The sequence below is a fragment of the Klebsiella sp. HN106 genome (genome assembly GCF_051209435.1).
Taxonomy (GTDB): Bacteria; Pseudomonadota; Gammaproteobacteria; order Enterobacterales; family Enterobacteriaceae; genus Klebsiella; species Klebsiella oxytoca.
Genome location: NZ_JBLURD010000003.1, coordinates 315,778 through 335,716, shown reverse-complemented (window position 1 = coordinate 335,716; position 19,939 = coordinate 315,778). Strand labels below are relative to the sequence as shown.

The 19,939-nt window shown below is 55.7% G+C and carries 19 protein-coding genes; 14 read left to right on the top strand and 5 right to left on the bottom strand.

The genetic code is table 11. The annotated features are described in order from the left end of the window. Window positions 1–71 precede the first annotated feature (71 nt). Window positions 72–1,262 carry a maltose/maltodextrin ABC transporter substrate-binding protein MalE gene (malE, locus tag ACSIPU_RS12565; protein WP_004109568.1) on the bottom strand — a complete coding sequence of 397 codons (1,191 nt, stop codon included), beginning with the start codon at window positions 1,260–1,262 and terminating at the stop codon, window positions 72–74. Between the two features lie 370 nt (window positions 1,263–1,632). Here malE and malK point away from each other — a divergent pair, with 370 nt between their 5' ends. From malK to ubiA, 5 genes are all read left to right on the top strand, one after another. After that, on the top strand, window positions 1,633–2,742 hold the full coding sequence (gene malK, locus ACSIPU_RS12560) for a maltose/maltodextrin ABC transporter ATP-binding protein MalK (RefSeq protein WP_004097762.1): 1,110 nt from the start codon (window positions 1,633–1,635) through the stop codon (window positions 2,740–2,742). Between the two features lie 98 nt (window positions 2,743–2,840). Beyond that, the gene (locus tag ACSIPU_RS12555) at window positions 2,841–4,127 is read left to right on the top strand and encodes a maltoporin (protein WP_004109566.1); all 1,287 of its coding nucleotides are present in this window, start codon (window positions 2,841–2,843) and stop codon (window positions 4,125–4,127) included. Window positions 4,128–4,234: 107 nt separating this feature from the next. Further along, window positions 4,235–5,167: a maltose operon protein MalM gene (gene malM, locus ACSIPU_RS12550; protein ID WP_004109563.1), complete on the top strand. Its 933-nt coding sequence runs from the start codon at window positions 4,235–4,237 to the stop codon at window positions 5,165–5,167. Window positions 5,168–5,355: 188 nt separating this feature from the next. After that, window positions 5,356–5,853 carry a chorismate lyase gene (ubiC, locus tag ACSIPU_RS12545; RefSeq protein WP_004117223.1) on the top strand — a complete coding sequence of 166 codons (498 nt, stop codon included), beginning with the start codon at window positions 5,356–5,358 and terminating at the stop codon, window positions 5,851–5,853. 12 nt (window positions 5,854–5,865) lie between these two features. Then, the gene (ubiA, locus tag ACSIPU_RS12540; RefSeq protein WP_004109559.1) at window positions 5,866–6,735 is read left to right on the top strand and encodes a 4-hydroxybenzoate octaprenyltransferase; all 870 of its coding nucleotides are present in this window, start codon (window positions 5,866–5,868) and stop codon (window positions 6,733–6,735) included. Between the two features lie 100 nt (window positions 6,736–6,835). Here the strand turns inward: ubiA and plsB are convergent, their stop codons facing one another. Next, window positions 6,836–9,259 carry a glycerol-3-phosphate 1-O-acyltransferase PlsB gene (plsB, locus tag ACSIPU_RS12535; RefSeq protein WP_064383164.1) on the bottom strand — a complete coding sequence of 808 codons (2,424 nt, stop codon included), beginning with the start codon at window positions 9,257–9,259 and terminating at the stop codon, window positions 6,836–6,838. 129 nt (window positions 9,260–9,388) lie between these two features. Between plsB and ACSIPU_RS12530 the strand changes: the two genes are divergently transcribed. The 4 genes from ACSIPU_RS12530 to ACSIPU_RS12515 all read left to right on the top strand — a co-directional run bounded on the left by ACSIPU_RS12530 (window position 9,389) and on the right by ACSIPU_RS12515 (window position 12,220). Next, complete coding sequence (locus ACSIPU_RS12530) at window positions 9,389–9,757, top strand: diacylglycerol kinase (RefSeq protein WP_004109553.1); 369 nt, start codon at window positions 9,389–9,391, stop codon at window positions 9,755–9,757. Window positions 9,758–9,879: 122 nt separating this feature from the next. After that, window positions 9,880–10,488: a transcriptional repressor LexA gene (lexA, locus tag ACSIPU_RS12525; protein ID WP_004109543.1), complete on the top strand. Its 609-nt coding sequence runs from the start codon at window positions 9,880–9,882 to the stop codon at window positions 10,486–10,488. 69 nt (window positions 10,489–10,557) lie between these two features. Continuing rightward, window positions 10,558–11,874 (top strand): MATE family efflux transporter DinF, encoded by a 1,317-nt coding sequence (gene dinF / locus ACSIPU_RS12520; protein ID WP_032728774.1) that lies wholly within the window; start codon window positions 10,558–10,560, stop codon window positions 11,872–11,874. A 136-nt stretch (window positions 11,875–12,010) separates the two neighbouring features. Continuing rightward, window positions 12,011–12,220 (top strand): CsbD family protein, encoded by a 210-nt coding sequence (locus tag ACSIPU_RS12515; RefSeq protein WP_016808435.1) that lies wholly within the window; start codon window positions 12,011–12,013, stop codon window positions 12,218–12,220. 90 nt (window positions 12,221–12,310) lie between these two features. Here the strand turns inward: ACSIPU_RS12515 and zur are convergent, their stop codons facing one another. Beyond that, entirely contained in the window at window positions 12,311–12,826 is a 516-nt protein-coding gene (zur, locus tag ACSIPU_RS12510) for a zinc uptake transcriptional repressor Zur (protein WP_004097781.1), read from the bottom strand. A 204-nt stretch (window positions 12,827–13,030) separates the two neighbouring features. Here zur and ACSIPU_RS12505 point away from each other — a divergent pair, with 204 nt between their 5' ends. From ACSIPU_RS12505 to pspG, 3 genes are all read left to right on the top strand, one after another. Further along, window positions 13,031–13,519, top strand: coding sequence for a cupin domain-containing protein (locus ACSIPU_RS12505; RefSeq protein WP_004109530.1), 489 nt, complete (start codon window positions 13,031–13,033; stop codon window positions 13,517–13,519). Window positions 13,520–13,623: 104 nt separating this feature from the next. Continuing rightward, window positions 13,624–14,622, top strand: a complete 999-nt coding sequence (dusA, locus tag ACSIPU_RS12500; protein ID WP_016808434.1) for a tRNA dihydrouridine(20/20a) synthase DusA — start codon at window positions 13,624–13,626, stop codon at window positions 14,620–14,622. Window positions 14,623–14,762: 140 nt separating this feature from the next. Further along, on the top strand, window positions 14,763–15,005 hold the full coding sequence (gene pspG / locus ACSIPU_RS12495) for an envelope stress response protein PspG (protein ID WP_004109526.1): 243 nt from the start codon (window positions 14,763–14,765) through the stop codon (window positions 15,003–15,005). A gap of 381 nt (window positions 15,006–15,386) precedes the next feature. Here pspG and ACSIPU_RS12490 read toward each other — a convergent pair whose 3' ends face one another. After that, entirely contained in the window at window positions 15,387–16,370 is a 984-nt protein-coding gene (locus tag ACSIPU_RS12490) for a quinone oxidoreductase (protein WP_004109524.1), read from the bottom strand. A 61-nt stretch (window positions 16,371–16,431) separates the two neighbouring features. On the opposite strand from ACSIPU_RS12490, the gene dnaB reads away from it, so the two are divergent. Beyond that, on the top strand, window positions 16,432–17,847 hold the full coding sequence (dnaB, locus tag ACSIPU_RS12485) for a replicative DNA helicase (protein ID WP_004097788.1): 1,416 nt from the start codon (window positions 16,432–16,434) through the stop codon (window positions 17,845–17,847). 145 nt (window positions 17,848–17,992) lie between these two features. Then, window positions 17,993–19,072 (top strand): alanine racemase, encoded by a 1,080-nt coding sequence (alr, locus tag ACSIPU_RS12480; RefSeq protein ID WP_004109522.1) that lies wholly within the window; start codon window positions 17,993–17,995, stop codon window positions 19,070–19,072. A gap of 88 nt (window positions 19,073–19,160) precedes the next feature. Here the strand turns inward: alr and ACSIPU_RS12475 are convergent, their stop codons facing one another. Next, the gene (locus ACSIPU_RS12475) at window positions 19,161–19,892 is read right to left on the bottom strand and encodes a hypothetical protein (protein WP_227628670.1); all 732 of its coding nucleotides are present in this window, start codon (window positions 19,890–19,892) and stop codon (window positions 19,161–19,163) included. Window positions 19,893–19,939: the final 47 nt, after the last annotated feature.

Below are 19,939 nucleotides of genomic sequence, written 5' to 3'. Positions count from 1 at the left end.
TGTAGCGCGAAAGATTTCGTGTAACAACGTATTCAACAAACCTTACTCCCTAAGGAATAAGGGAAACCGTATTACTTGGTGATACGAGCCTGCGCGTCTTTCAGGGCGGCATCGACGGTCTGGCGACCGCTAGCGGCGTTGATAACTGCGGTACGAACGGCATACCAGAAGGCGGACATCTGCGGGATGTTCGGCATGATTTCCCCTTTCTGGGCGTTAGCCATGGTGGCGGCGATACGCGGATCTTTTTCCAGTTTTTCCTGGAAGGATTTCAGCGCAACCGCGCCCAGCGGTTTGTCCTTGTTAACTTCATCCAGACCCTGGTCGGTCATCAGATAGTTTTCGAGGAACTCTTTCGCCAGTTCTTTGTTCGGGCTGGCGGCGTTAATACCGGCGCTGAGTACGCCAACGAACGGCTTGGACGCATTACCTTTAAAGGTTGGCAGCAGGGTAACGCCGTAGTTAACCTTGCTCTTATCGATGTTAGACCACGCCCACGGACCGTTGATGGTCATCGCAGTTTCGCCTTTGTTGAAGGCCGCTTCCGCGATGGAGTAGTCGGTGTCGGCGTTCATATGTTTGTTCTTGATCAGGTCGACCAGGAAGGTCAGGCCCGCTTTCGCGCCAGCGCTATCTACGCCCACGTCTTTCACGTCGTACTTACCGTTTTCAAACTTGAATGCGTAACCGCCGTCGGCAGCAATCAGCGGCCAGGTGAAGTACGGTTCTTGCAGGTTGAACATCAGCGCGCTCTTACCTTTCGCTTTCAGTTCTTTATCCAGCGCCGGGATCTCTTCCCAGGTTTTTGGCGGGTTCGCTACCAGGTCTTTGTTATAGATCAGCGACAGCGCTTCGACGGCAACCGGGTAGGCAATCAGCTTGCCGTTGTAGCGAACCGCATCCCAGGTGAACGGATAGAGTTTGTCCTGGAAAGCTTTATCCGGGGTGATTTCCGCCAGCAGACCGGACTGTGCGTAGCCGCCGAAGCGGTCGTGAGCCCAGAAAATGATGTCGGGGCCGTCGCCGGTCGCGGCAACCTGCGGGAACTTCTCTTCCAGCTTGTCCGGATGTTCTACGGAGACTTTGATGCCGGTGTCTTTCTCAAACTTTTTACCCACTTCAGCGAGGCCGTTGTAGCCTTTGTCGCCGTTAATCCAGATAACCAGCTTACCTTCTTCAATTTTTGCGAGGGCAGAGGCGGAAAACATCATCGTGGTCAATGCAGACAGCGCGAGGATGCGAGCGCCAGTTTTGATTTTCATATACCCGTCCTATTTGGTGATGTGCTCGTGGATACACTTGAGTGGCTTAACGATGATGAGTTTCCTTTTTTAACAACCTCTTTCCATCCTCCCCATGTCTACGCCCCATCCTCCGTTTGTGTGATCTCCATTGCAGAAATGCCGGTTATGAGTCCTGGCGCACATAAAAAGGCGGCTAATTTTGCAGGCGACATCACGAAATCGGCATCCGCCCGTCCCCCCCGGCGGCGAGACGTCATCTCTCATCCTCCCGCCTCCTCCCCCATAAAAAAGCCGGGGGGTGGAGGATTTACCCCACTTATGAATGCCGCATAGTCAGCCCATCTTGAATGTGTCGTTAAGTGACAGGTTGTAACGAAGGGAGAAGGGCATGGCGAGCGTACAGCTGCGAAATGTAACGAAAGCCTGGGGTGACGTGGTGGTATCGAAAGATATTAATCTCGAAATCCAGGATGGGGAGTTCGTCGTGTTTGTTGGGCCATCAGGCTGCGGCAAATCCACCCTGCTGCGTATGATTGCCGGGCTGGAAACGGTGACCAGCGGCGATCTGCTGATTGGCGATACCCGAATGAATGATGTTCCGCCCGCCGAGCGCGGTATCGGGATGGTGTTTCAATCTTATGCGCTTTACCCCCACCTTTCCGTCGCGGAAAACATGTCTTTCGGCCTTAAGCTGGCCGGCGCCAAAAAAGAACTGATCAACCAGCGCGTGACCCAGGTGGCGGAAGTTCTGCAGCTTGCCCATCTGCTGGAACGTAAACCGAAAGCGCTTTCTGGCGGCCAGCGCCAGCGCGTGGCGATTGGCCGTACCCTGGTGGCTGAACCGCGCGTTTTCCTGCTGGATGAACCGCTCTCAAACCTTGACGCCGCGCTGCGCGTACAGATGCGTATTGAAATATCCCGTCTGCATAAACGCCTTGGCCGCACGATGATTTACGTGACCCACGACCAGGTCGAAGCGATGACGCTGGCCGACAAGATTGTGGTGCTGGATGCCGGTCGCGTCGCGCAGGTCGGGAAGCCTCTCGAACTCTATCACTACCCGGCGGACCGTTTCGTCGCGGGCTTTATTGGCTCGCCGAAGATGAATTTCCTGCCGGTCAAAGTCACCGCTACCGCCATTGAGCAGGTGCAGGTGGAGCTGCCGAACCGCCAGCAGGTCTGGCTGCCGGTGGACAGCGCCCGCGTTCAGGTTGGCGCCAACATGTCTTTGGGTATCCGTCCGGAGCATCTGCTGCCCAGCGATATTGCCGACGTCACCCTCGAAGGTGAAGTCCAGGTGGTCGAACAGCTCGGCCACGAAACGCAAATTCATATTCAGATCCCATCCATCCGTCAGAACCTGGTTTACCGCCAGAACGACGTGGTGCTGGTAGAAGAGGGAGCCACATTCGCCATCGGTTTGCCGCCGGAGCGTTGCCATTTATTCCGTGAGGATGGCACCGCTTGTCGTCGGCTGCATAAAGAGCCGGGCGTGTAAGGCTTCCCATTAAAAAAAACGTGCACCCTGCAGCGTCGATAAACAGGCGCAACAACAGGCGAAGCGTTCAAAGAAAAGCAATGATCTCAGGAGATAGAATGATGATTACTCTGCGCAAACTTCCACTGGCGGTCGCCGTTGCGGCAGGCGTTATGTCTGCTCAGGCGCTGGCCGTTGATTTCCACGGCTATGCTCGTTCTGGTATCGGCTGGACCGGCAGCGGCGGTGAGCAACAGTGCTTCCAGGCAACCGGTGCTCAAAGCAAATACCGTCTTGGTAACGAATGTGAAACCTATGCGGAACTGAAACTGGGCCAGGAAGTCTGGAAAGAAGGTGATAAGAGCTTCTACTTCGATACTAACGTCGCCTACTCTGTGTCGCAGCAGAACGACTGGGAATCCACCAGTCCGGCATTCCGTGAAGCTAACGTGCAGGGTAAAAACCTGATCGAATGGTTGCCAGGTTCCACCATCTGGGCCGGTAAGCGCTTCTACCAGCGTCATGACGTTCATATGATCGACTTCTACTACTGGGATATTTCTGGTCCTGGTGCGGGTATTGAAAACATCGATCTGGGCTTCGGTAAACTCTCTTTGGCAGCAACGCGTTCTTCTGAATCAGGCGGCTCCGGTACCTTCGCCGATCGCGACCAGTTCGGTAATCGCGTTTACGACAATATCGTGCCGAACGATGTATTCGACGTGCGTTTAGCCGGTCTGGAAACTAACCCGGGCGGCACGCTGGAGCTGGGCGTTGACTACGGCCACACTAACATCCCTGATGATTATTCTCTGCAGCCGGGCGCTTCCAAAGATGGCTGGATGCTTACCGCTGAGCATACTCAGAGCATGCTGAAAGGCTTTAACAAATTTGTTCTGCAGTATGCAACTGACTCTATGACCTCCAGCGGTAAAGGTGTTCCGCAGGGTGGCAGCATTAATAACGATGGATCTATGTGGCGCGTGCTGGACCACGGTGCGATCTCTCTCGGCGATAGCTGGGATCTGATGTACGTCGGTATGTACCAGGATATCGACCGCGACAACAACAATGGTACCCAGTGGTGGACCGTCGGCGTTCGTCCAATGTACAAGTGGACGCCTATCATGAGCACCCTGATGGAAATCGGCTACGACAACGTCAAATCTCAACGCACCAGCGATCGTAACAGCCAGTATAAAGTGACCCTGGCCCAGCAGTGGCAGGCTGGTGACAGCATCTGGTCCCGTCCGGCAATCCGCGTATTCGCAACGTACGCCAAATGGGATGAGAAATGGGGCTATAACGATAGCGGCGTAGCGTATAACGACACCAGTGCTAAAACCTTTAGCCGTGGCGATAGCGACGAGTGGACCTTCGGTGCCCAGATGGAAATCTGGTGGTAATCGAGCCTGACCGTTCGTAACTAAAAGAGGGGCGCAAGCCCCTCTATCTTAGGCCCAGCGCGCTATTGCCTGGCTACCGCTCGGCCATCGGAATTGAGGTGATAACAATGAAAATGAAGAAAAGTCTCGTTGCCCTCTGCCTGTCCGTCGGCCTGATGGCCTGCGTACCCGCAGTCAGTTTTGCTGATGTTAATTTCGTGCCGCAGAACACCTCTGCCGCGCCGTCGATTCCGGCCTCCGCGTTGCAGCAGCTCACCTGGACGCCGGTCGATCAATCCAAAACGCAAACCACAAAGCTCGCCGTGGCCGGGCAGACGCTCAATGTCCCCGGAATCAGTGGTCCGGTCGCCGCATACAGCGTTCCGGCGAATATTGGCGAGCTCAATATTACGTTAACCAGCGAAGTGGAAAAACAAGCTGCGGTATATGCACCGAACGTGCTGATTCTTGATCAGAATATGACGCCATCTGCATTCTTCCCCAGCAGCTACTTTACTTATCTAGAACCGGGCGTGATGAGCTCAGATCGTCTGGAGGGCGTAATGCGCCTGACTCCGGCGCTGGGACAGCAGAAAATTTATGTGCTGGTCTTTACCACGCCGCAGGATTTACAGCAGACCACTAAATTAATCGATCCGGCGAAGGCATACGCCAAAGGCACCGGCAATGCGGTGCCGGATATTCCGGATCCCATCGCGAAACACGTCACCGACGGTACCATCAGCCTGAAGGTAAAAACCTCTACCGGCTCCAGCGTGCTGGTTGGCCCGCTGTTCGGTTCGTCTGGTCCGGGGCCTGTTACCGTCGGTAATACCGCTGCTCCTGCCTATAGCGCGCCGGTCGCCGCCCCGGCCCCGGCTCCAGCGGCGAAAACCGAACCGATGCTTGATGATACCGAAACCTACTTCAATAACGGCATTAAGCAGGCGGTTGCGAAAGGCGATATCGACAAGGCCCTGAAATTGATGAACGAAGCTGAACGTCTTGGCTCGAAATCTGCTCGTTCCACCTTTATCAGCAGTGTAAAAGGCAAGGGGTGACCGTCTCCCCACAATGCTGATGTTTAGGCACAGCCTTTAGGTGCGTCCGTCAGGGCGCACTTTTTTTTATCGCGCGGCAGCTTCTGTTGCAGGGCTGTTGCGCGGATGATCGTATATTGACGTTTGCCCGCCCCCGATGCCCCATTCTGAGATACAATACCTTTACGTTTTGTACCGGAGATTCAGGCATGCCACATCCTGCGCTTACGCAACTGCGTGCGCTGCGTTATTTTGCCGCAATGCCCCCGCTGCACGCGCATCTGCGCGACTGGCTATTGCTGGAAGACTCAATGACCAAACGCTTTGAGCAACAGGGGAAGCGAGTTAGCGTCATCATGGTTAACGAAGGTTTTGTTGGACGCGAAGCGCTGGCAGATGAAGCGCCTCTGTTACCCGTCGAATCCCGCTACTGGCTGCGGGAAATTATCCTTTGCGCTAATGGCGAACCCTGGCTTGCTGGCCGAACTATCGTGCCGGAGTCGACGCTGAGCGGCCCCGAACTGGCGCTGCAACAGCTGGGACAAACGCCGCTGGGCCGCTATCTCTTCACGTCATCGACGCTAACCCGCGATTTTATTGAAATTGGTCGTAATGCAGAGCTTTGGGGGCGTCGTTCCCGCCTCCGGTTGAGCGGCAAACCGCTGCTGCTGACGGAGCTGTTTTTGCCTGCATCGCCGTTGTATTGAGAGGAAAATGAAATGGAGTGGAGTCTGACGCAGAACAAGCTGTTGGCGTTTCACCGCCTGATGCGTACTGACAAACCGATCGGCGCGCTGCTGCTGCTGTGGCCGACGCTGTGGGCGCTGTGGGTGGCCACGCCGGGGATACCGCCGCTGTGGATCCTCGCCGTGTTTGTTGCCGGCGTCTGGTTAATGCGCGCCGCAGGCTGCGTGGTCAATGATTATGCCGATCGTAAATTTGACGGCCACGTTAAACGGACGGCCCGCCGTCCGCTGCCGAGCGGCGACGTCAGCGAAAAGGAGGCGCGAACGCTGTTTGTCGTGCTGGTGCTGCTTTCTTTCCTGCTGGTGCTGACCCTGAACACCATGACCATTCTGCTGTCGATAGCGGCGCTGGCGCTGGCATGGGTCTATCCATTTATGAAACGCTACACCCACTTGCCGCAGGTGGTGCTGGGCGCGGCATTTGGCTGGTCGATCCCGATGGCCTTTTCGGCGGTAAGCGAATCGCTGCCGCTCAGCTGCTGGCTGATGTTCCTCGCCAACATCCTGTGGGCGGTGGCCTACGATACCCAGTATGCGATGGTCGATCGTGATGATGACGTCAAAATCGGTATCAAATCGACGGCGATTCTGTTTGGCGACAACGATCGCTTAATCATCGGTATTTTACAGGTGGCGGTACTGGGTCTGATGGCGGCAGTAGGCTGGCTGAGCGGGCTGGGCTGGGAATATTACTGGTCGTTGTTTATCGCCGCGGCGCTGTTTGTCTGGCAGCAAAAGCTGATATTTAAACGCGAACGCGATAGCTGCTTTAAGGCATTTATGAATAATAACTACGTGGGGCTGGTACTGTTTCTCGGCCTGGCGATGGGGTATATGCAGTAAATGTGGCGGGGTTCCCCGGCTGGCGCCGTAAAAGCTTTAGCCGGGCTACTAAACCGCAGGGTCTGGTAGCCCGGCGCAAGCCGGGATATCGCTTTAAACGTTACGCTTCATCCTGGGTAACGCTTTCAATCGTCAAACGCACATCAGAAGTAATCAGATCCGCCAGCATACGGTAGATCTTCAACGTCTCTTCCGGCTCGGCATCTCCGGTATCGCTGATATAGCCTTCGTCGCGCAGGGTCAGCACCAGCGTGCTGAATACCGCCTTATCGAAGAACTCCGGCGCATTGATACCGTGCAGAACGGACAGGCGCTGCGCCACGGTGCGGCTCTCTTTCTCCAGCGAACTGCGGTTGATTGACGGGTTAGCGCTCAGCAGCCAGAAGGTGATGGCGTAGCGCTGCAGCGTTTCGCGCGCGCCTGCGGCCAGCAGCTGCAGGGAACGGGCATGAGACGGATTGACGCTCACCTCATCGTCATTCACGGCGATAAGCCCCTGACGCTGCATCTCGGCAATCAGCGCATCGACGACGCCCGCCAGCTCCGCTTTTTCCCAGCGCAGGAACAACTCGGCCTTGAGGAACGGATAGAACATCTCGACGTGACGCAATATTTCGCTGCGGGTAATACGACGATGCTGAGTGACGATGGCGGCTAACAGTGACGGCATCACCAGCATATGGGCGATGTTGTTGCGGTAATAGGTCATCAGGACGGCCTGCTCGCGCGGCAGAATGATGATATCGCCGATCGTGTCTTTCTCGACCTCGAACTTGTTCATCTGCAGCGCGTGGTCGATAAGCTCGCTGGCAGACGCCGCAGGCGTGGTCGCGTCCGCAGAGTACGGCACGTTGCGCAGCAGGGCGAGGTAGCATTCCAGCTGTTCGGTAAGCTGCTCGCGGGTCAGGGAACGCTGACGCGATGCCAGCAGCGCCGTACAGCACAGGTTCATAGCGTTTGCCGCACCGGCATTGTTAATGCGTACCATCAGGTCTGAGGCGATGTTATTTACCGTCGGCGTCAGCCAGGAGGGGCGAACGGCTTCGATAGGATCGATCGACTCGCGCCAGTCCGGCACATGTTGATTCAGGTAGGCCATCAGCGGCAGCGGTTCGCCGAAGTTAACGTAGCCCTGGCCGAGATTACGCAGCTTGCTTAAGCCGCGCAGCATCTGCGGCAGGTTCTCTTTCTCTTTTGTCGCTCCGCGCAGCTCTTTAGCGTAGGTACCAACCTCCATCACGTGCTCGTAGCCGATGTAGATTGGCACCAGGGTGATGGGGCGATTACCGCCGCGCAGCATCGCCTGAATGGTCATCGACAGGGTACCGGTTTTCGGATCCAGCAGGCGTCCGGTACGAGAGCGGCCGCCCTCAACGAAGTATTCTACGGAGTAGCCGCGGCTGAACAGCTCGCCGAGGTATTCGCGGAATACCGTCGAATAGAGCTTATTGCCCTTGAACGTACGGCGAATGAAGAAAGCGCCGCCGCGACGGAAAATCGGCCCGGCAGGCCAGAAGTTCAGGTTGATACCGGCGGCGATATGCGGCGGAACCAGGCCCTGATGATAAATCACGTACGAGAGCAGCAGATAATCCATATGGCTGCGGTGGCACGGGACATAAACGATCTCGTGGCCTTCGTGCGCCAGCTGGCGCACGCGCTCGGCGTTATGCACGTTAATGCCCTGATACAGTCGGTTCCAGGTAAAGCCCAGCACGCGGTCTGTCAGGCGAATCATCTCATAGGAGAAGTTCGCGGCGATCTCTTCCATCAGGGCGATAGCGTTTTGCTGCGCCTTTTCATGAGAAATTTTCTTGCTGCGCGCTTCGTCTTCTACCGCACGGGCAATGGCTTTCGACGCCAGCAGTTTATTGAACAGATCCTGGCGCGCAGGCAGGCGCGGACCGACCGCCGCCAGACGCTGACGGGCGAAGTGCATACGCGCCACGCGGGCCAGCTTCTGAGCGATAGTTTTATCGGTGCCGTGTTCGTCCGCCATTTTACGCAGCGAGACCGAAGGCGAGAAACGCACAAAGCTGTCGCGGCCCAGCCACAGAACGGCGAAGAATTTCTGAATGCCGTTGAGCATGCGCAGTGGCGGGTTAACCTCGCCTTTTTCACGCCCCGGTGCGCGACCGAACATGACCGAGACTGGCACCATTTGCACATCAAGATCGGGGTGATTACGGTGCAAATCCAGATAGTCGTGAAAGAGCTTGATAGACTCTTCTTTCGGCGTGTAATAGGTGAATACGCGCGGTCCGCCGTGGATAAATACGTAGCGCGGAAGCAGGGCGCCGTCGATCTCCAGCGGCTCCAGCGGGTCCGGTAACTCATGCTCCAGACATTGCGCGCGCAGCGTCAGCAGGTCCGCCTTCGAATTGTAGGGCAGGACGTACATAATGGGCCGCGAGGTATCCAGGCCTAACTCTTGAGCAGGTTGTGCCGGAATCGACTTGCTTTTTACCAGCGCCCTTAATGGTAAATTCAGTAATTTATAGTAAATTCGTTGCCAGCCAGACATAGACGATGTGAAGCCTCTGGTTAATCATGCAAATGCGCCGCAAGAATAACAGAAAGTGCGCAAAATTTCCGTTGTAACGCGGCAAACGCGTACACTCATTGACGTCATTTACATAAAAAGGTTTGTTTGATGGCCAATAATACCACTGGGTTAACCCGAATTATTAAAGCGGCAGGGTATTCCTGGAAAGGATTCCGGGCGGCATGGGTCAACGAGGCCGCATTTCGTCAGGAAGGCATCGCGGCCATCATTGCCGTGGTGATTGCCTGCTGGTTAGACGTCGATGCCATTACCCGGGTGCTGTTAATTGGCTCGGTCCTGATAGTGATGATAGTTGAAATTATCAACAGCGCGATTGAAGCGGTCGTGGACCGTATAGGCCCTGAGCATCATGAGCTTTCCGGGCGCGCGAAAGACATGGGCTCTGCGGCGGTTTTGCTGGCGATTGTCATCGCGCTGATCACCTGGGGAACCCTTTTATGGGCAAATTACCGCTAACTCCTGTCGTAGCGGCTCGCAAAACGAAAAGAAACTCCTGATTTTTGTGTGAAATGTGGTTCCAAAATCACCGTTAGCTGTATATACTCACAGCATAACTGTATATACACCCAGGGGGCGGAATGAAAGCGTTAACGACCAGGCAGCAAGAGGTGTTTGATCTCATTCGGGATCATATCAGCCAGACGGGCATGCCGCCGACGCGTGCGGAGATTGCTCAGCGCTTGGGGTTCCGTTCCCCAAACGCGGCGGAAGAGCACCTGAAAGCGCTGGCGCGTAAAGGCGCAATCGAAATCGTTTCCGGCGCCTCCCGCGGTATTCGTCTGCTGACGGAAGAAGAAACGGGCCTGCCGCTTATTGGCCGCGTAGCAGCAGGGGAACCGCTGCTGGCCCAGCAGCATATTGAAGGCCACTATCAGGTCGATCCGGCCATGTTTAAACCGAATGCCGATTTTCTGCTGCGCGTCAGCGGTATGTCGATGAAAGACATCGGCATTCTTGATGGCGACCTGCTGGCAGTCCATAAAACTCAGGATGTGCGTAACGGCCAGGTAGTTGTGGCGCGTATTGACGAAGAAGTGACCGTAAAGCGCCTGAAAAAGCAGGGTAACGTCGTCGAACTGCTGCCGGAAAACAGCGAATTTTCGCCAATCGTGGTGGATCTTCGTCAACAAAGTTTCACCATTGAAGGCCTGGCCGTCGGCGTTATTCGCAACGGCAACTGGCAGTAAACTCTTCCTCTCGCGGCATCATCTGATGCATGATGCTGCGTCGTTTTTCCTCTTTTTGGCACTCTCTCCATGTTTTTTAACGCCGCCGACAAAGCCCTGTGGCGCTTAGCGCTGCCCATGATCTTCTCCAATATCACCGTTCCGCTGCTCGGACTGGTGGACACCGCCGTTATTGGTCATCTCGATAGCCCGGTTTATCTGGGGGGCGTGGCGGTTGGCGCAACGGCAACCAGCTTCCTCTTTATGCTGCTGTTGTTCCTGCGAATGAGTACCACTGGGCTGACGGCCCAGGCGTACGGCGCTAAAGATCCGCAGCGTCTGGCGCGTGCGCTGGTGCAGCCGCTGTGCCTGGCGCTGGCCGCCGGGGCGGCCATTGTGCTCTTGCGGATGCCGTTGATCGACCTGGCGCTGCACATCGTCGGCGGCAGCGAAGCCGTGCTCGAACAGGCCAGACGCTTCCTTGAGATCCGCTGGCTAAGCGCGCCGGCATCGCTGGCGAACCTGGTCCTGCTGGGCTGGCTGCTGGGCGTGCAGTACGCCAGAGCGCCGGTGATCCTGCTGGTGGTCGGCAATGTTCTTAACATTGTGCTCGATGTATGGCTGGTGATGGGTCTGCATATGAACGTGCAGGGGGCGGCGCTGGCAACGGTCACGGCAGAATACGCCACTTTCTTTATCGGCCTGCTGATGGCAAGGCGCGTGCTGGCGCTGCGCGGCGTTTCCCTGTTAATGCTAAAAAACGCCTGGCGCGGCGATATACGTCGCCTGCTGGCGCTGAATCGCGACATCATGCTGCGTTCGCTGCTGCTACAGCTTTGCTTCGGTGCGGTAACGGTATTTGGCGCTCGCCTCGGCGCCGATGTCGTCGCGGTCAATGCGGTTCTCATGACGATGCTGACCTTTACCGCCTACGCGTTGGACGGTTTTGCCTACGCCGTTGAGGCGCACTCCGGGCAGGCCTACGGCGCGCGTGACGATAGACGGCTGCTGGCTGTCTGGCATGCGGCTTGCCGCCAGTCAGGGATAGTGGCGCTGGCGTTTGCGCTGATTTACGGACTTGCCGGCGAACAGATTATTGCGTTGCTGACCTCGCTGCCTTCCCTGCAGCAGCTGGCCGACCGCTATCTGGTCTGGCAGATGATTCTGCCGGTCATTGGCGTCTGGTGCTACCTGCTGGACGGCATGTTTATCGGTGCGACGCGCGGTGCGGAGATGCGTAACAGCATGGCGGTGGCGGCGGCGGGGTTTGCCCTGACGCTGTTGACGGTACCCACGCTCGGTAACCATGGACTGTGGCTGGCGCTGACGGTCTTTCTCGCTCTGCGCGGCGCTTCCCTGGCAGCGATCTGGCGGCGGCACTGGCGGCGCGGAACCTGGTTTTCGTAGTGCATTTAGTACATCTGATGGTTAAAGATTCCGAATAATAAATCTTACTCAGAATACTCATCTATAGTTAAGTCATGTCCGAAACACAGCGGGCTGTTCATTCACCGAACGATAACCGAACGATGAGGAATGCATGATGAATAAAGACGAAATCGGCGGTAACTGGAAACAGTTCAAAGGTAAAGCGAAAGAGAAATGGGGCAAGCTGACTGATGATGACATGACCGTCATTGAGGGTAAGCGTGACCAGCTGGTCGGTAAAATCCAGGAACGTTATGGATATGAAAAAGACCAGGCAGACAAAGAAGTGACCGATTGGGAAACCAAAAACGACTACCGCTGGTAGCGAAAACGTCGTGTTTTAACCCACTGTTATTGCCTGCACGATCGGTACATGGAGGTACTGCTACCCTTGATTCCCGCTGCGGCTAACGCCTCAGCGGGCTTTCTTTTTTATCTGGATGGTATGGTCGTGATGACAGTGGCCCGGCGTACTGCAGGATTCGACCTCGACGCAGGCAGCGCAGAGGCCGTGAGCTTCAATGACGTTGTGGCGCAGCGCGAATCCCATTCTTGCCGCCAGCGTATGCATTATATCTTCGACGCCTTCCGCGCACTCTTCTTTCACGCCGCCGCAGCGGTCGCAAATAAACATCGCTGAGCTGTGGGTTGGCTGATCGAAAAGGTGGCACAGCACGTAGCTATTGGTCGATTCCACCTTATGCACGAACCCCTGCTCCAGTAAAAACTCCAGCGCCCGATAGACGGTCGGCGGTTTAGCCTGGGGCTCTTTTTCACGAAGGAGATCGAGCAGGTCGTAGGCGCTGATTGCCCCTTGCTGCAGGCTCATCAAACGCAATACTTCGAGGCGCTGCGGGGTCAGGCGCACGCCACGCTGCGCGCAGAGCTTTTCAGCATGCGCTAACATTTGTTGCGAAGTGGTCTTATCCATGAGCGTCCTCTGGTTGCGTGAATCTCAAACTGTTACTTTATCACGATACCGATGAAACGCCGAGACCCGGCGGACTATACCCGTCACACTTCGCGTCACATACGCTTTGGCAGCGTCAATTCGTCCCAGCCGTCACGCTCCTGGGGTCGCTCTGGCTTGCCCCCTTATGCTATACCTGATGCATCTCATTTTCGGGAGAAAACGATGAAACGACCTGATTGCATTCGACACTGGCGTGAACTGGAAGGGGCGGATGATTCCACCTACCCTGACAGTACCGAGCTTTTCTCCATCGGTGCGCCGCTGGCGCGCGGTCTGCGGCTCAATCGCCTGGGGATCCACCATGAGCGCCTGCCGCCCGGGCGCCGCACTTCTTATCCACATGCGGAAAGCGACGAAGAAGAGTTTATCTACGTGCTGGAAGGCTATCCGGAAGTGTGGATTAACGGCTACCTGTGGAAGCTGGAGCCGGGGGATAGCGTCGGTTTTCCTGCCGGAACCGGCATTTGCCACACGTTCCTCAATAACACCGAACAGGAGGTCCGCCTGTTAGTCGTGGGTGAGGCAAACAAGAAATTTAATCGTATCTACTATCCGCTTAACCCCGGCTATGCCGCTACGCGTCAGGATCGCTGGGTTGACCATCCGCCGCAGTTTTTCGGCCCTCACGACGGCAAGCCGCGGAAAAAATAGCGTTTATTGCGGGATGGAAAGGGGGGGCGCCGACGCTATGCGCCAGTGGTTTATCTTTGTGCTATAGTAGCGCCCCTTTTTACCCGGATGCTTATTTATTCGCCATGATGTCAGAATCAACGCCTACTGCTTTTGCTGCCCACCGTTTTTCCATCGCGCCCATGCTCGACTGGACCGACAGACACTGCCGTTATTTTCTGCGTCAGCTGTCGCGCCACACGCTGCTGTATACCGAAATGGTGACCACCGGTGCGATTATTCACGGTAAGGGCGACTATCTGGCCTACAGCGAGGAAGAGCATCCGGTCGCCCTGCAGCTCGGCGGCAGCGATCCGGCTGCGTTGGCGCACTGCGCAAAGCTGGCGCAGGCGCGCGGCTATGATGAAATTAACCTCAACGTCGGCTGCCCGTCCGATCGCGTACAGAACGGTATGTTTGGCGCCTGCTTGATGGGGAACGCGCAGCTGGTGGCTGACTGTATTAAAGCGATGCGCGACGTCGTGTCGATCCCGGTTACGGTAAAAACCCGTATCGGCATTGACGACCAGGACAGCTATGAGTTTCTGTGCGATTTTATCGAAACGGTATCCGGGAAGGGCGAATGCGAGATGTTTATCATCCACGCGCGTAAAGCCTGGCTTTCAGGCCTGAGCCCCAAAGAGAACCGCGAGATCCCGCCGCTGGACTATCCACGCGTTTACCAGCTTAAGCGCGATTTCCCGCATCTGACCATGGCGATCAACGGCGGTATTAAGTCGCTGGAAGAGGCAAAGGAGCATCTTGAGCATATGGACGGCGTGATGGTAGGACGTGAGGCCTATCAGAATCCGGGTATTCTGGCCTCGGTGGATCGGGAGATTTTCGGCGTGGAAGGCGTCGATGCTGACCCGGTTTCCGTGGTCCGGGCGATGTATCCCTATATCGAACGCGAACTGAGTAACGGAACCTACCTGGGGCACGTGACGCGTCATATGCTGGGGCTCTTCCAGGGCATTCCCGGCGCGCGCCAGTGGCGTCGCTATCTGAGCGAAAATGCGCATAAAGCCGGGGCCGACATCAATGTACTGGAACAGGCGCTGAAACTGGTTGCCGACAAGCGTTAGTTTTTCGCTAAAATCTGGTCAAATTCACCACGCCTGGCACCTGACATGTCGGGCGTTTTTGTTTTTATTCAATAACTTATATTTGGCATGATTTTTGTAATATCCAGCAAGGTAGATTACATTTCTTTAGGGGAAAGACGATGCTGGAACTCTTATTTGTTATTGGCTTTTTTGTCATGCTGTTGGTCACCGGCGTTTCACTGCTGGGAATTATTGCCGCGATTGTGGTCGCGACCGCGCTGATGTTTGTCGGTGGTTTGTTTGCGTTAATGATTAAGCTGCTGCCCTGGCTGCTGCTGGCCGTAGTCGTGGTGTGGGTGATTCGGGCGATAAAATCGCCAACCGGGAACCGTTATCGCGGTAATAACCGCTGGCGTTACTAAGGTATTGAGCGGTATGTCACAACCTGAAGATTTTTGCATAAAACAGCGTAGGCTTTGCTTATTAAATCTGTCACTATTAGCGCGTTAACGAATTCATCGAGCTGTACCCTACATACAGCCGAACAAAAAAAGTAAGGGCTTCCCAGGGGGAAGCCCTAAACTTTTCTTCTTCTCCCGTCATACTTCAGGCTGCAGGGGCGTTGGTTGCTGAGTGACTCGTCTCATCCATGAGACTCGCCCTTACGGGCCGTCGCTTTGCGGCGTTCAAATCTGTTTCTGACAGATTTGTCATTCACCCCAGTCGCTTACTGTTGTCAGCTCCTGGGGATTCATTCACTTACCCTCTTCCTGTAGCCCGGCTCATTTAGGGAAAAGCCATAACTATGGCAACAGCAAACTCGAGCCCTGCGTCGCCCGGCTTTCCAGCACCTCATGCGCGCGGCGGGCATCGCTCAATGCATATTTCTGACTCTCCGCAACATCCACTTTTATCACCCCGCTGGCGATCAGCGAGAACAGCTCGTTGCTGGCCTCCGTCAGCTCTTCGCGCGTAGTGATATAGCCCTGCAGCGACGGGCGGGTAACGTACAGCGAACCTTTCTGGTTGAGAATGCCGAGATTCACGCCGGTCACCGGGCCCGAAGAGTTGCCGAAGCTCACCATCAGCCCCCGGCGCTGCAGGCAATCAAGAGACGCTTCCCAGGTATCTTTACCGACGGAATCATAAACCACCTGAACTTTCTTACCGTCGGTGATCGCTTTCAGGCGTTCGACGATATTCTCTTCGCGATAGTTAATGATCTGCCAGGCGCCGGCCTGTTTAGCGCGTTCGGCTTTTTGCGCGCTGCCGACGGTACCGATCAGCTTAGCGCCCAGCGCTTTGGCCCACTGACAGGCGATGAGCCCGACGCCGCCGGCCGCCGCGTGGAACAGGAACGGCTCGCCTGCTTTGATCTCATAGGTTTTACGCAGCAGGTAATAAACCGTGAGCCCTTTCAGGAACGACGCTGCCGCCTGCTCGAAAGAGATGGCGTCCGGTAAAATAGCGGCCTTATCGGCAGGTACATTATGCACGGAGCTATAGGCCCCCAGCGCCGATTGCGCGTAGACCACCCGGTCGCCGGCTTTAATATGCTTTACGCCGTTACCGACTTTGCTCACGACGCCAGCGGCTTCGGTGCCGAGGCTGCTCGGCAATGACGGCGGTGGATAGAGGCCGCTGCGGATATAGGTATCAATGTAGTTGATGCCGATGGCCTTGTTCTCTACCTGAATTTCGTGCTCTGCGGGATCTTTCGGCGTGAACTCCAACGCTTGCAGAACATCAGGCCCTCCGTGCTGGTGAAATTCAATTCGTGTTGCCATGCTTCCTCCAGAAATGTGGTAATCTTTCGACCCATTCACTATCTCGGTAACTCCATTCACTATGGCAGGAAATAAACCCTTCAACAAACCACAGACTGAACCCCGCGAGCGAGATTATCAGCTCGATGGGTTAAAGGTCCCGCCGCACTCGATTGAAGCGGAACAGTCGGTGTTGGGCGGTTTAATGCTGGATAACGAACGCTGGGACGACGTTGCCGAGCGCGTTGTTTCGGAAGATTTCTATACTCGCCCGCATCGCCATATTTTCACCGAAATGGCGCGCCTGCAGGAGTCGGGCAGCCCGATCGACCTGATTACGCTCGCCGAATCGCTGGAGCGTCAGGGGCAGCTGGACAGCGTCGGCGGATTCGCCTACCTGGCGGAATTATCGAAAAATACGCCAAGCGCGGCGAACATCAGCGCTTATGCCGATATCGTTCGCGAACGCGCGGTGGTACGCGAAATGATCTCGGTGGCGAATGAAATCGCCGAAGCCGGTTTCGATCCCCAGGGCCGCACCAGCGAAGATCTGCTCGACCTTGCCGAATCCCGGGTCTTTAAAATCGCCGAAAGCCGCGCGAATAAAGATGAAGGGCCGAAGAATATCGCCGACGTGCTCGACGCCACCGTGGCGCGAATTGAGCAGCTCTTCCAGCAGCCGCATGACGGCGTCACCGGGGTCAATACCGGCTATGACGATCTCAATAAAAAGACCGCCGGTCTTCAGCCGTCGGACCTGATTATTGTCGCCGCGCGTCCATCGATGGGTAAAACGACGTTTGCGATGAACCTCGTGGAAAACGCGGCGATGTTGCAGGATAAACCGGTGCTTATCTTCAGTCTGGAGATGCCCTCGGAGCAGATTATGATGCGTTCTCTGGCCTCGCTGTCGCGAGTTGACCAGACCCGTATTCGAACCGGTCAGCTGGATGATGAAGACTGGGCGCGCATTTCCGGCACCATGGGGATTCTGCTGGAAAAACGCAACATCTATATTGATGACTCCTCCGGCCTGACGCCGACGGAAGTGCGTTCACGCGCGCGGCGTATCGCCCGCGAGCACGGCGGCATCGGCCTGATTATGATCGACTACCTGCAGCTGATGCGCGTGCCGTCGCTCTCCGATAACCGTACGCTGGAAATCGCCGAAATTTCCCGCTCGCTCAAGGCGCTGGCGAAGGAGCTGCAGGTGCCGGTGGTGGCGCTGTCGCAGCTTAACCGCTCCCTGGAACAGCGTGCGGATAAGCGCCCGGTGAACTCCGACCTGCGTGAATCTGGCTCCATTGAGCAGGATGCCGACTTAATCATGTTTATCTACCGTGATGAGGTTTACCACGAAAACAGTGACTTAAAAGGCATCGCCGAAATTATTATTGGTAAACAGCGTAACGGTCCTATCGGGACGGTGCGCCTGACGTTTAACGGTCAGTGGTCGCGTTTTGATAATTATGCTGGGCCACAATACGACGACGAATAAATCTCCGTCATCCTTCATGCCGCAGATGCGTTGACTACGCCTGTTCACCCCGGTCACTTAGTTTACTAAGCTCCCGGGGATTCTCAGGCTTGTCGCCTTCCTGCAACACGAAGGATTTAGGAGATGCTTTTATTAAGGAATTCAAATGCAAGCGGCAACTGTAGTCATTAACCGCCGCGCTCTGCGACACAACCTGCAACGATTACGTGAACTGGCGCCTGCCAGCAAACTGGTTGCGGTGGTGAAAGCGAACGCCTACGGACACGGTCTTCTTGAGACCGCGCGAACGCTCCCGGACGCCGATGCTTTTGGCGTCGCCCGTCTTGAAGAAGCCCTGCGCCTGCGCGCGGGCGGTATCGCCCAGCCGATTCTGCTGCTGGAGGGGTTCTTTGAGGCCGCTGACCTGGCGATTATTTCCGCCCAGCGTCTGCATACTGCGGTACACAGCCCGGAACAGCTGGCGGCGCTGGAAGATGCCGACTTACCCGAACCGATCACCGTATGGATGAAGCTGGATACCGGAATGCACCGATTAGGCGTTCTGCCCGAACAGGCCGAAGCCTTCTATCAGCGCCTGAGCCAGTGTAAAAACGTCCGTCAGCCGGTAAATATCGTCAGCCATTTTGCCCGTGCGGATGAGCCAGAGTGCGGCGCGACCGAACGTCAGCTGGATATCTTTACCACCTTCGCGGAAGGGAAACCGGGGCTGCGTTCTATCGCCGCATCCGGCGGTATATTGCTGTGGCCGCAGTCGCACTTCGACTGGGCGCGTCCGGGGATTATTCTCTACGGCGTGTCGCCGCTCGACGGTGGATCCACCGGCGCGGATTTTGGCTGCCAGCCGGTGATGTCCCTGACCTCCAGCCTGATTGCGGTCCGCGAGCATAAAGCCGGCGAGCCGGTGGGCTACGGCGGAACCTGGATCAGCGAGCGCGATACGCGTTTAGGCGTTGTGGCGATGGGCTATGGCGATGGCTATCCGCGCGCCGCGCCGTCCGGAACGCCGGTGCTGGTTAACGGGCGTGAGGTGCCGATTGTCGGACGCGTGGCGATGGATATGATTTGCGTCGATCTTGGGCCTGAAGCGCAGGATAAGGCTGGCGATGCGGTCGTGCTGTGGGGCGAAGGTTTACCCGTCGAACGTATTGCCGAAATCACAAAAGTAAGTGCTTACGAACTTATTACGCGCCTGACTTCACGGGTGTCGATGAAGTACGTGGATTAACGTCCTTTCTCGTTTGCCCTGGCAGCGTTGCCAGGGCATGGTCCACCAGCCCATTCTGACTTATTCCGTAGAATTGCTGGCTGCCACTTCATTCTACTGGGTCTGCTCCGCGTAGGATTCGTGCGTCGTTATAAAGCTGGTTGCGATAATCATTAGGTTGAACAATTGAGTCATCAATGCGTTGCCAAATCTCATCGATAGAATTCGCCACGCTAAACCCGGCGGTTGTGAGTAACTGGCGGATATGTGGGAATTCGTCTTCGTCACAACTGATTGCCAGATAGTTTGCGATGGTGTCTGCTACCAGTTCATATTGCCCTTCTGAATCCAGACGTACCACCTGTGCCTGCTCCAGAGGAATATTATCCGGACCACGCCATAGTCCCACGTACCCCTCATTATCCTCACCAAACCAACTGATAAGTTTATTGGTGGCCTGCATCGCTCTGACGTTGTCAACAATATCGGAGTCAGCCCAATCTTTTTCATTTAAATAGCTGGTATCAGACGGCGCTTCCCATTGAGGGTTATCTGTGAGTTCTAACTCAATATATTCAGTAATTTCAGAAAGTTGATTGATTTTCCCACGCAATAGTAATATCTCGGGAGTCATGGCGTTTGTCCTTGTCTGCGGCGTTATAAATCGATTATCAGAGGCGGGTTTAACGTAATTTTTTATCGTATAACCGCTTTCCTTCCAGAGCATTGTAAAATCAACGTCCGCAATCGGGGGGCTATCCATAAATTCCTTATCCTTTTTTACGTCGTGCTGCTCCAGTTTATGAGGCTTTATGCTATAGGGAATAAAGAAGGTCAACATCCCCTCGATCTTCTTTCGCATCCAGTTTATTGTGTTATGACTTGCCT

Coding starts and splice junctions, on each gene's coding strand:
- malE (WP_004109568.1), bottom strand. CDS start 1,262: ATGAAAATCAAAACTGGCGCTCGCATCCTCGCGCTGTCTGCATTGACC.
- malK (WP_004097762.1), top strand. CDS start 1,633: ATGGCGAGCGTACAGCTGCGAAATGTAACGAAAGCCTGGGGTGACGTG.
- ACSIPU_RS12555 (WP_004109566.1), top strand. CDS start 2,841: ATGATGATTACTCTGCGCAAACTTCCACTGGCGGTCGCCGTTGCGGCA.
- malM (WP_004109563.1), top strand. CDS start 4,235: ATGAAAATGAAGAAAAGTCTCGTTGCCCTCTGCCTGTCCGTCGGCCTG.
- ubiC (WP_004117223.1), top strand. CDS start 5,356: ATGCCACATCCTGCGCTTACGCAACTGCGTGCGCTGCGTTATTTTGCC.
- ubiA (WP_004109559.1), top strand. CDS start 5,866: ATGGAGTGGAGTCTGACGCAGAACAAGCTGTTGGCGTTTCACCGCCTG.
- plsB (WP_064383164.1), bottom strand. CDS start 9,259: ATGTCTGGCTGGCAACGAATTTACTATAAATTACTGAATTTACCATTA.
- ACSIPU_RS12530 (WP_004109553.1), top strand. CDS start 9,389: ATGGCCAATAATACCACTGGGTTAACCCGAATTATTAAAGCGGCAGGG.
- lexA (WP_004109543.1), top strand. CDS start 9,880: ATGAAAGCGTTAACGACCAGGCAGCAAGAGGTGTTTGATCTCATTCGG.
- dinF (WP_032728774.1), top strand. CDS start 10,558: ATGTTTTTTAACGCCGCCGACAAAGCCCTGTGGCGCTTAGCGCTGCCC.
- ACSIPU_RS12515 (WP_016808435.1), top strand. CDS start 12,011: ATGAATAAAGACGAAATCGGCGGTAACTGGAAACAGTTCAAAGGTAAA.
- zur (WP_004097781.1), bottom strand. CDS start 12,826: ATGGATAAGACCACTTCGCAACAAATGTTAGCGCATGCTGAAAAGCTC.
- ACSIPU_RS12505 (WP_004109530.1), top strand. CDS start 13,031: ATGAAACGACCTGATTGCATTCGACACTGGCGTGAACTGGAAGGGGCG.
- dusA (WP_016808434.1), top strand. CDS start 13,624: ATGATGTCAGAATCAACGCCTACTGCTTTTGCTGCCCACCGTTTTTCC.
- pspG (WP_004109526.1), top strand. CDS start 14,763: ATGCTGGAACTCTTATTTGTTATTGGCTTTTTTGTCATGCTGTTGGTC.
- ACSIPU_RS12490 (WP_004109524.1), bottom strand. CDS start 16,370: ATGGCAACACGAATTGAATTTCACCAGCACGGAGGGCCTGATGTTCTG.
- dnaB (WP_004097788.1), top strand. CDS start 16,432: ATGGCAGGAAATAAACCCTTCAACAAACCACAGACTGAACCCCGCGAG.
- alr (WP_004109522.1), top strand. CDS start 17,993: ATGCAAGCGGCAACTGTAGTCATTAACCGCCGCGCTCTGCGACACAAC.
- ACSIPU_RS12475 (WP_227628670.1), bottom strand. CDS start 19,892: ATGTTGACCTTCTTTATTCCCTATAGCATAAAGCCTCATAAACTGGAG.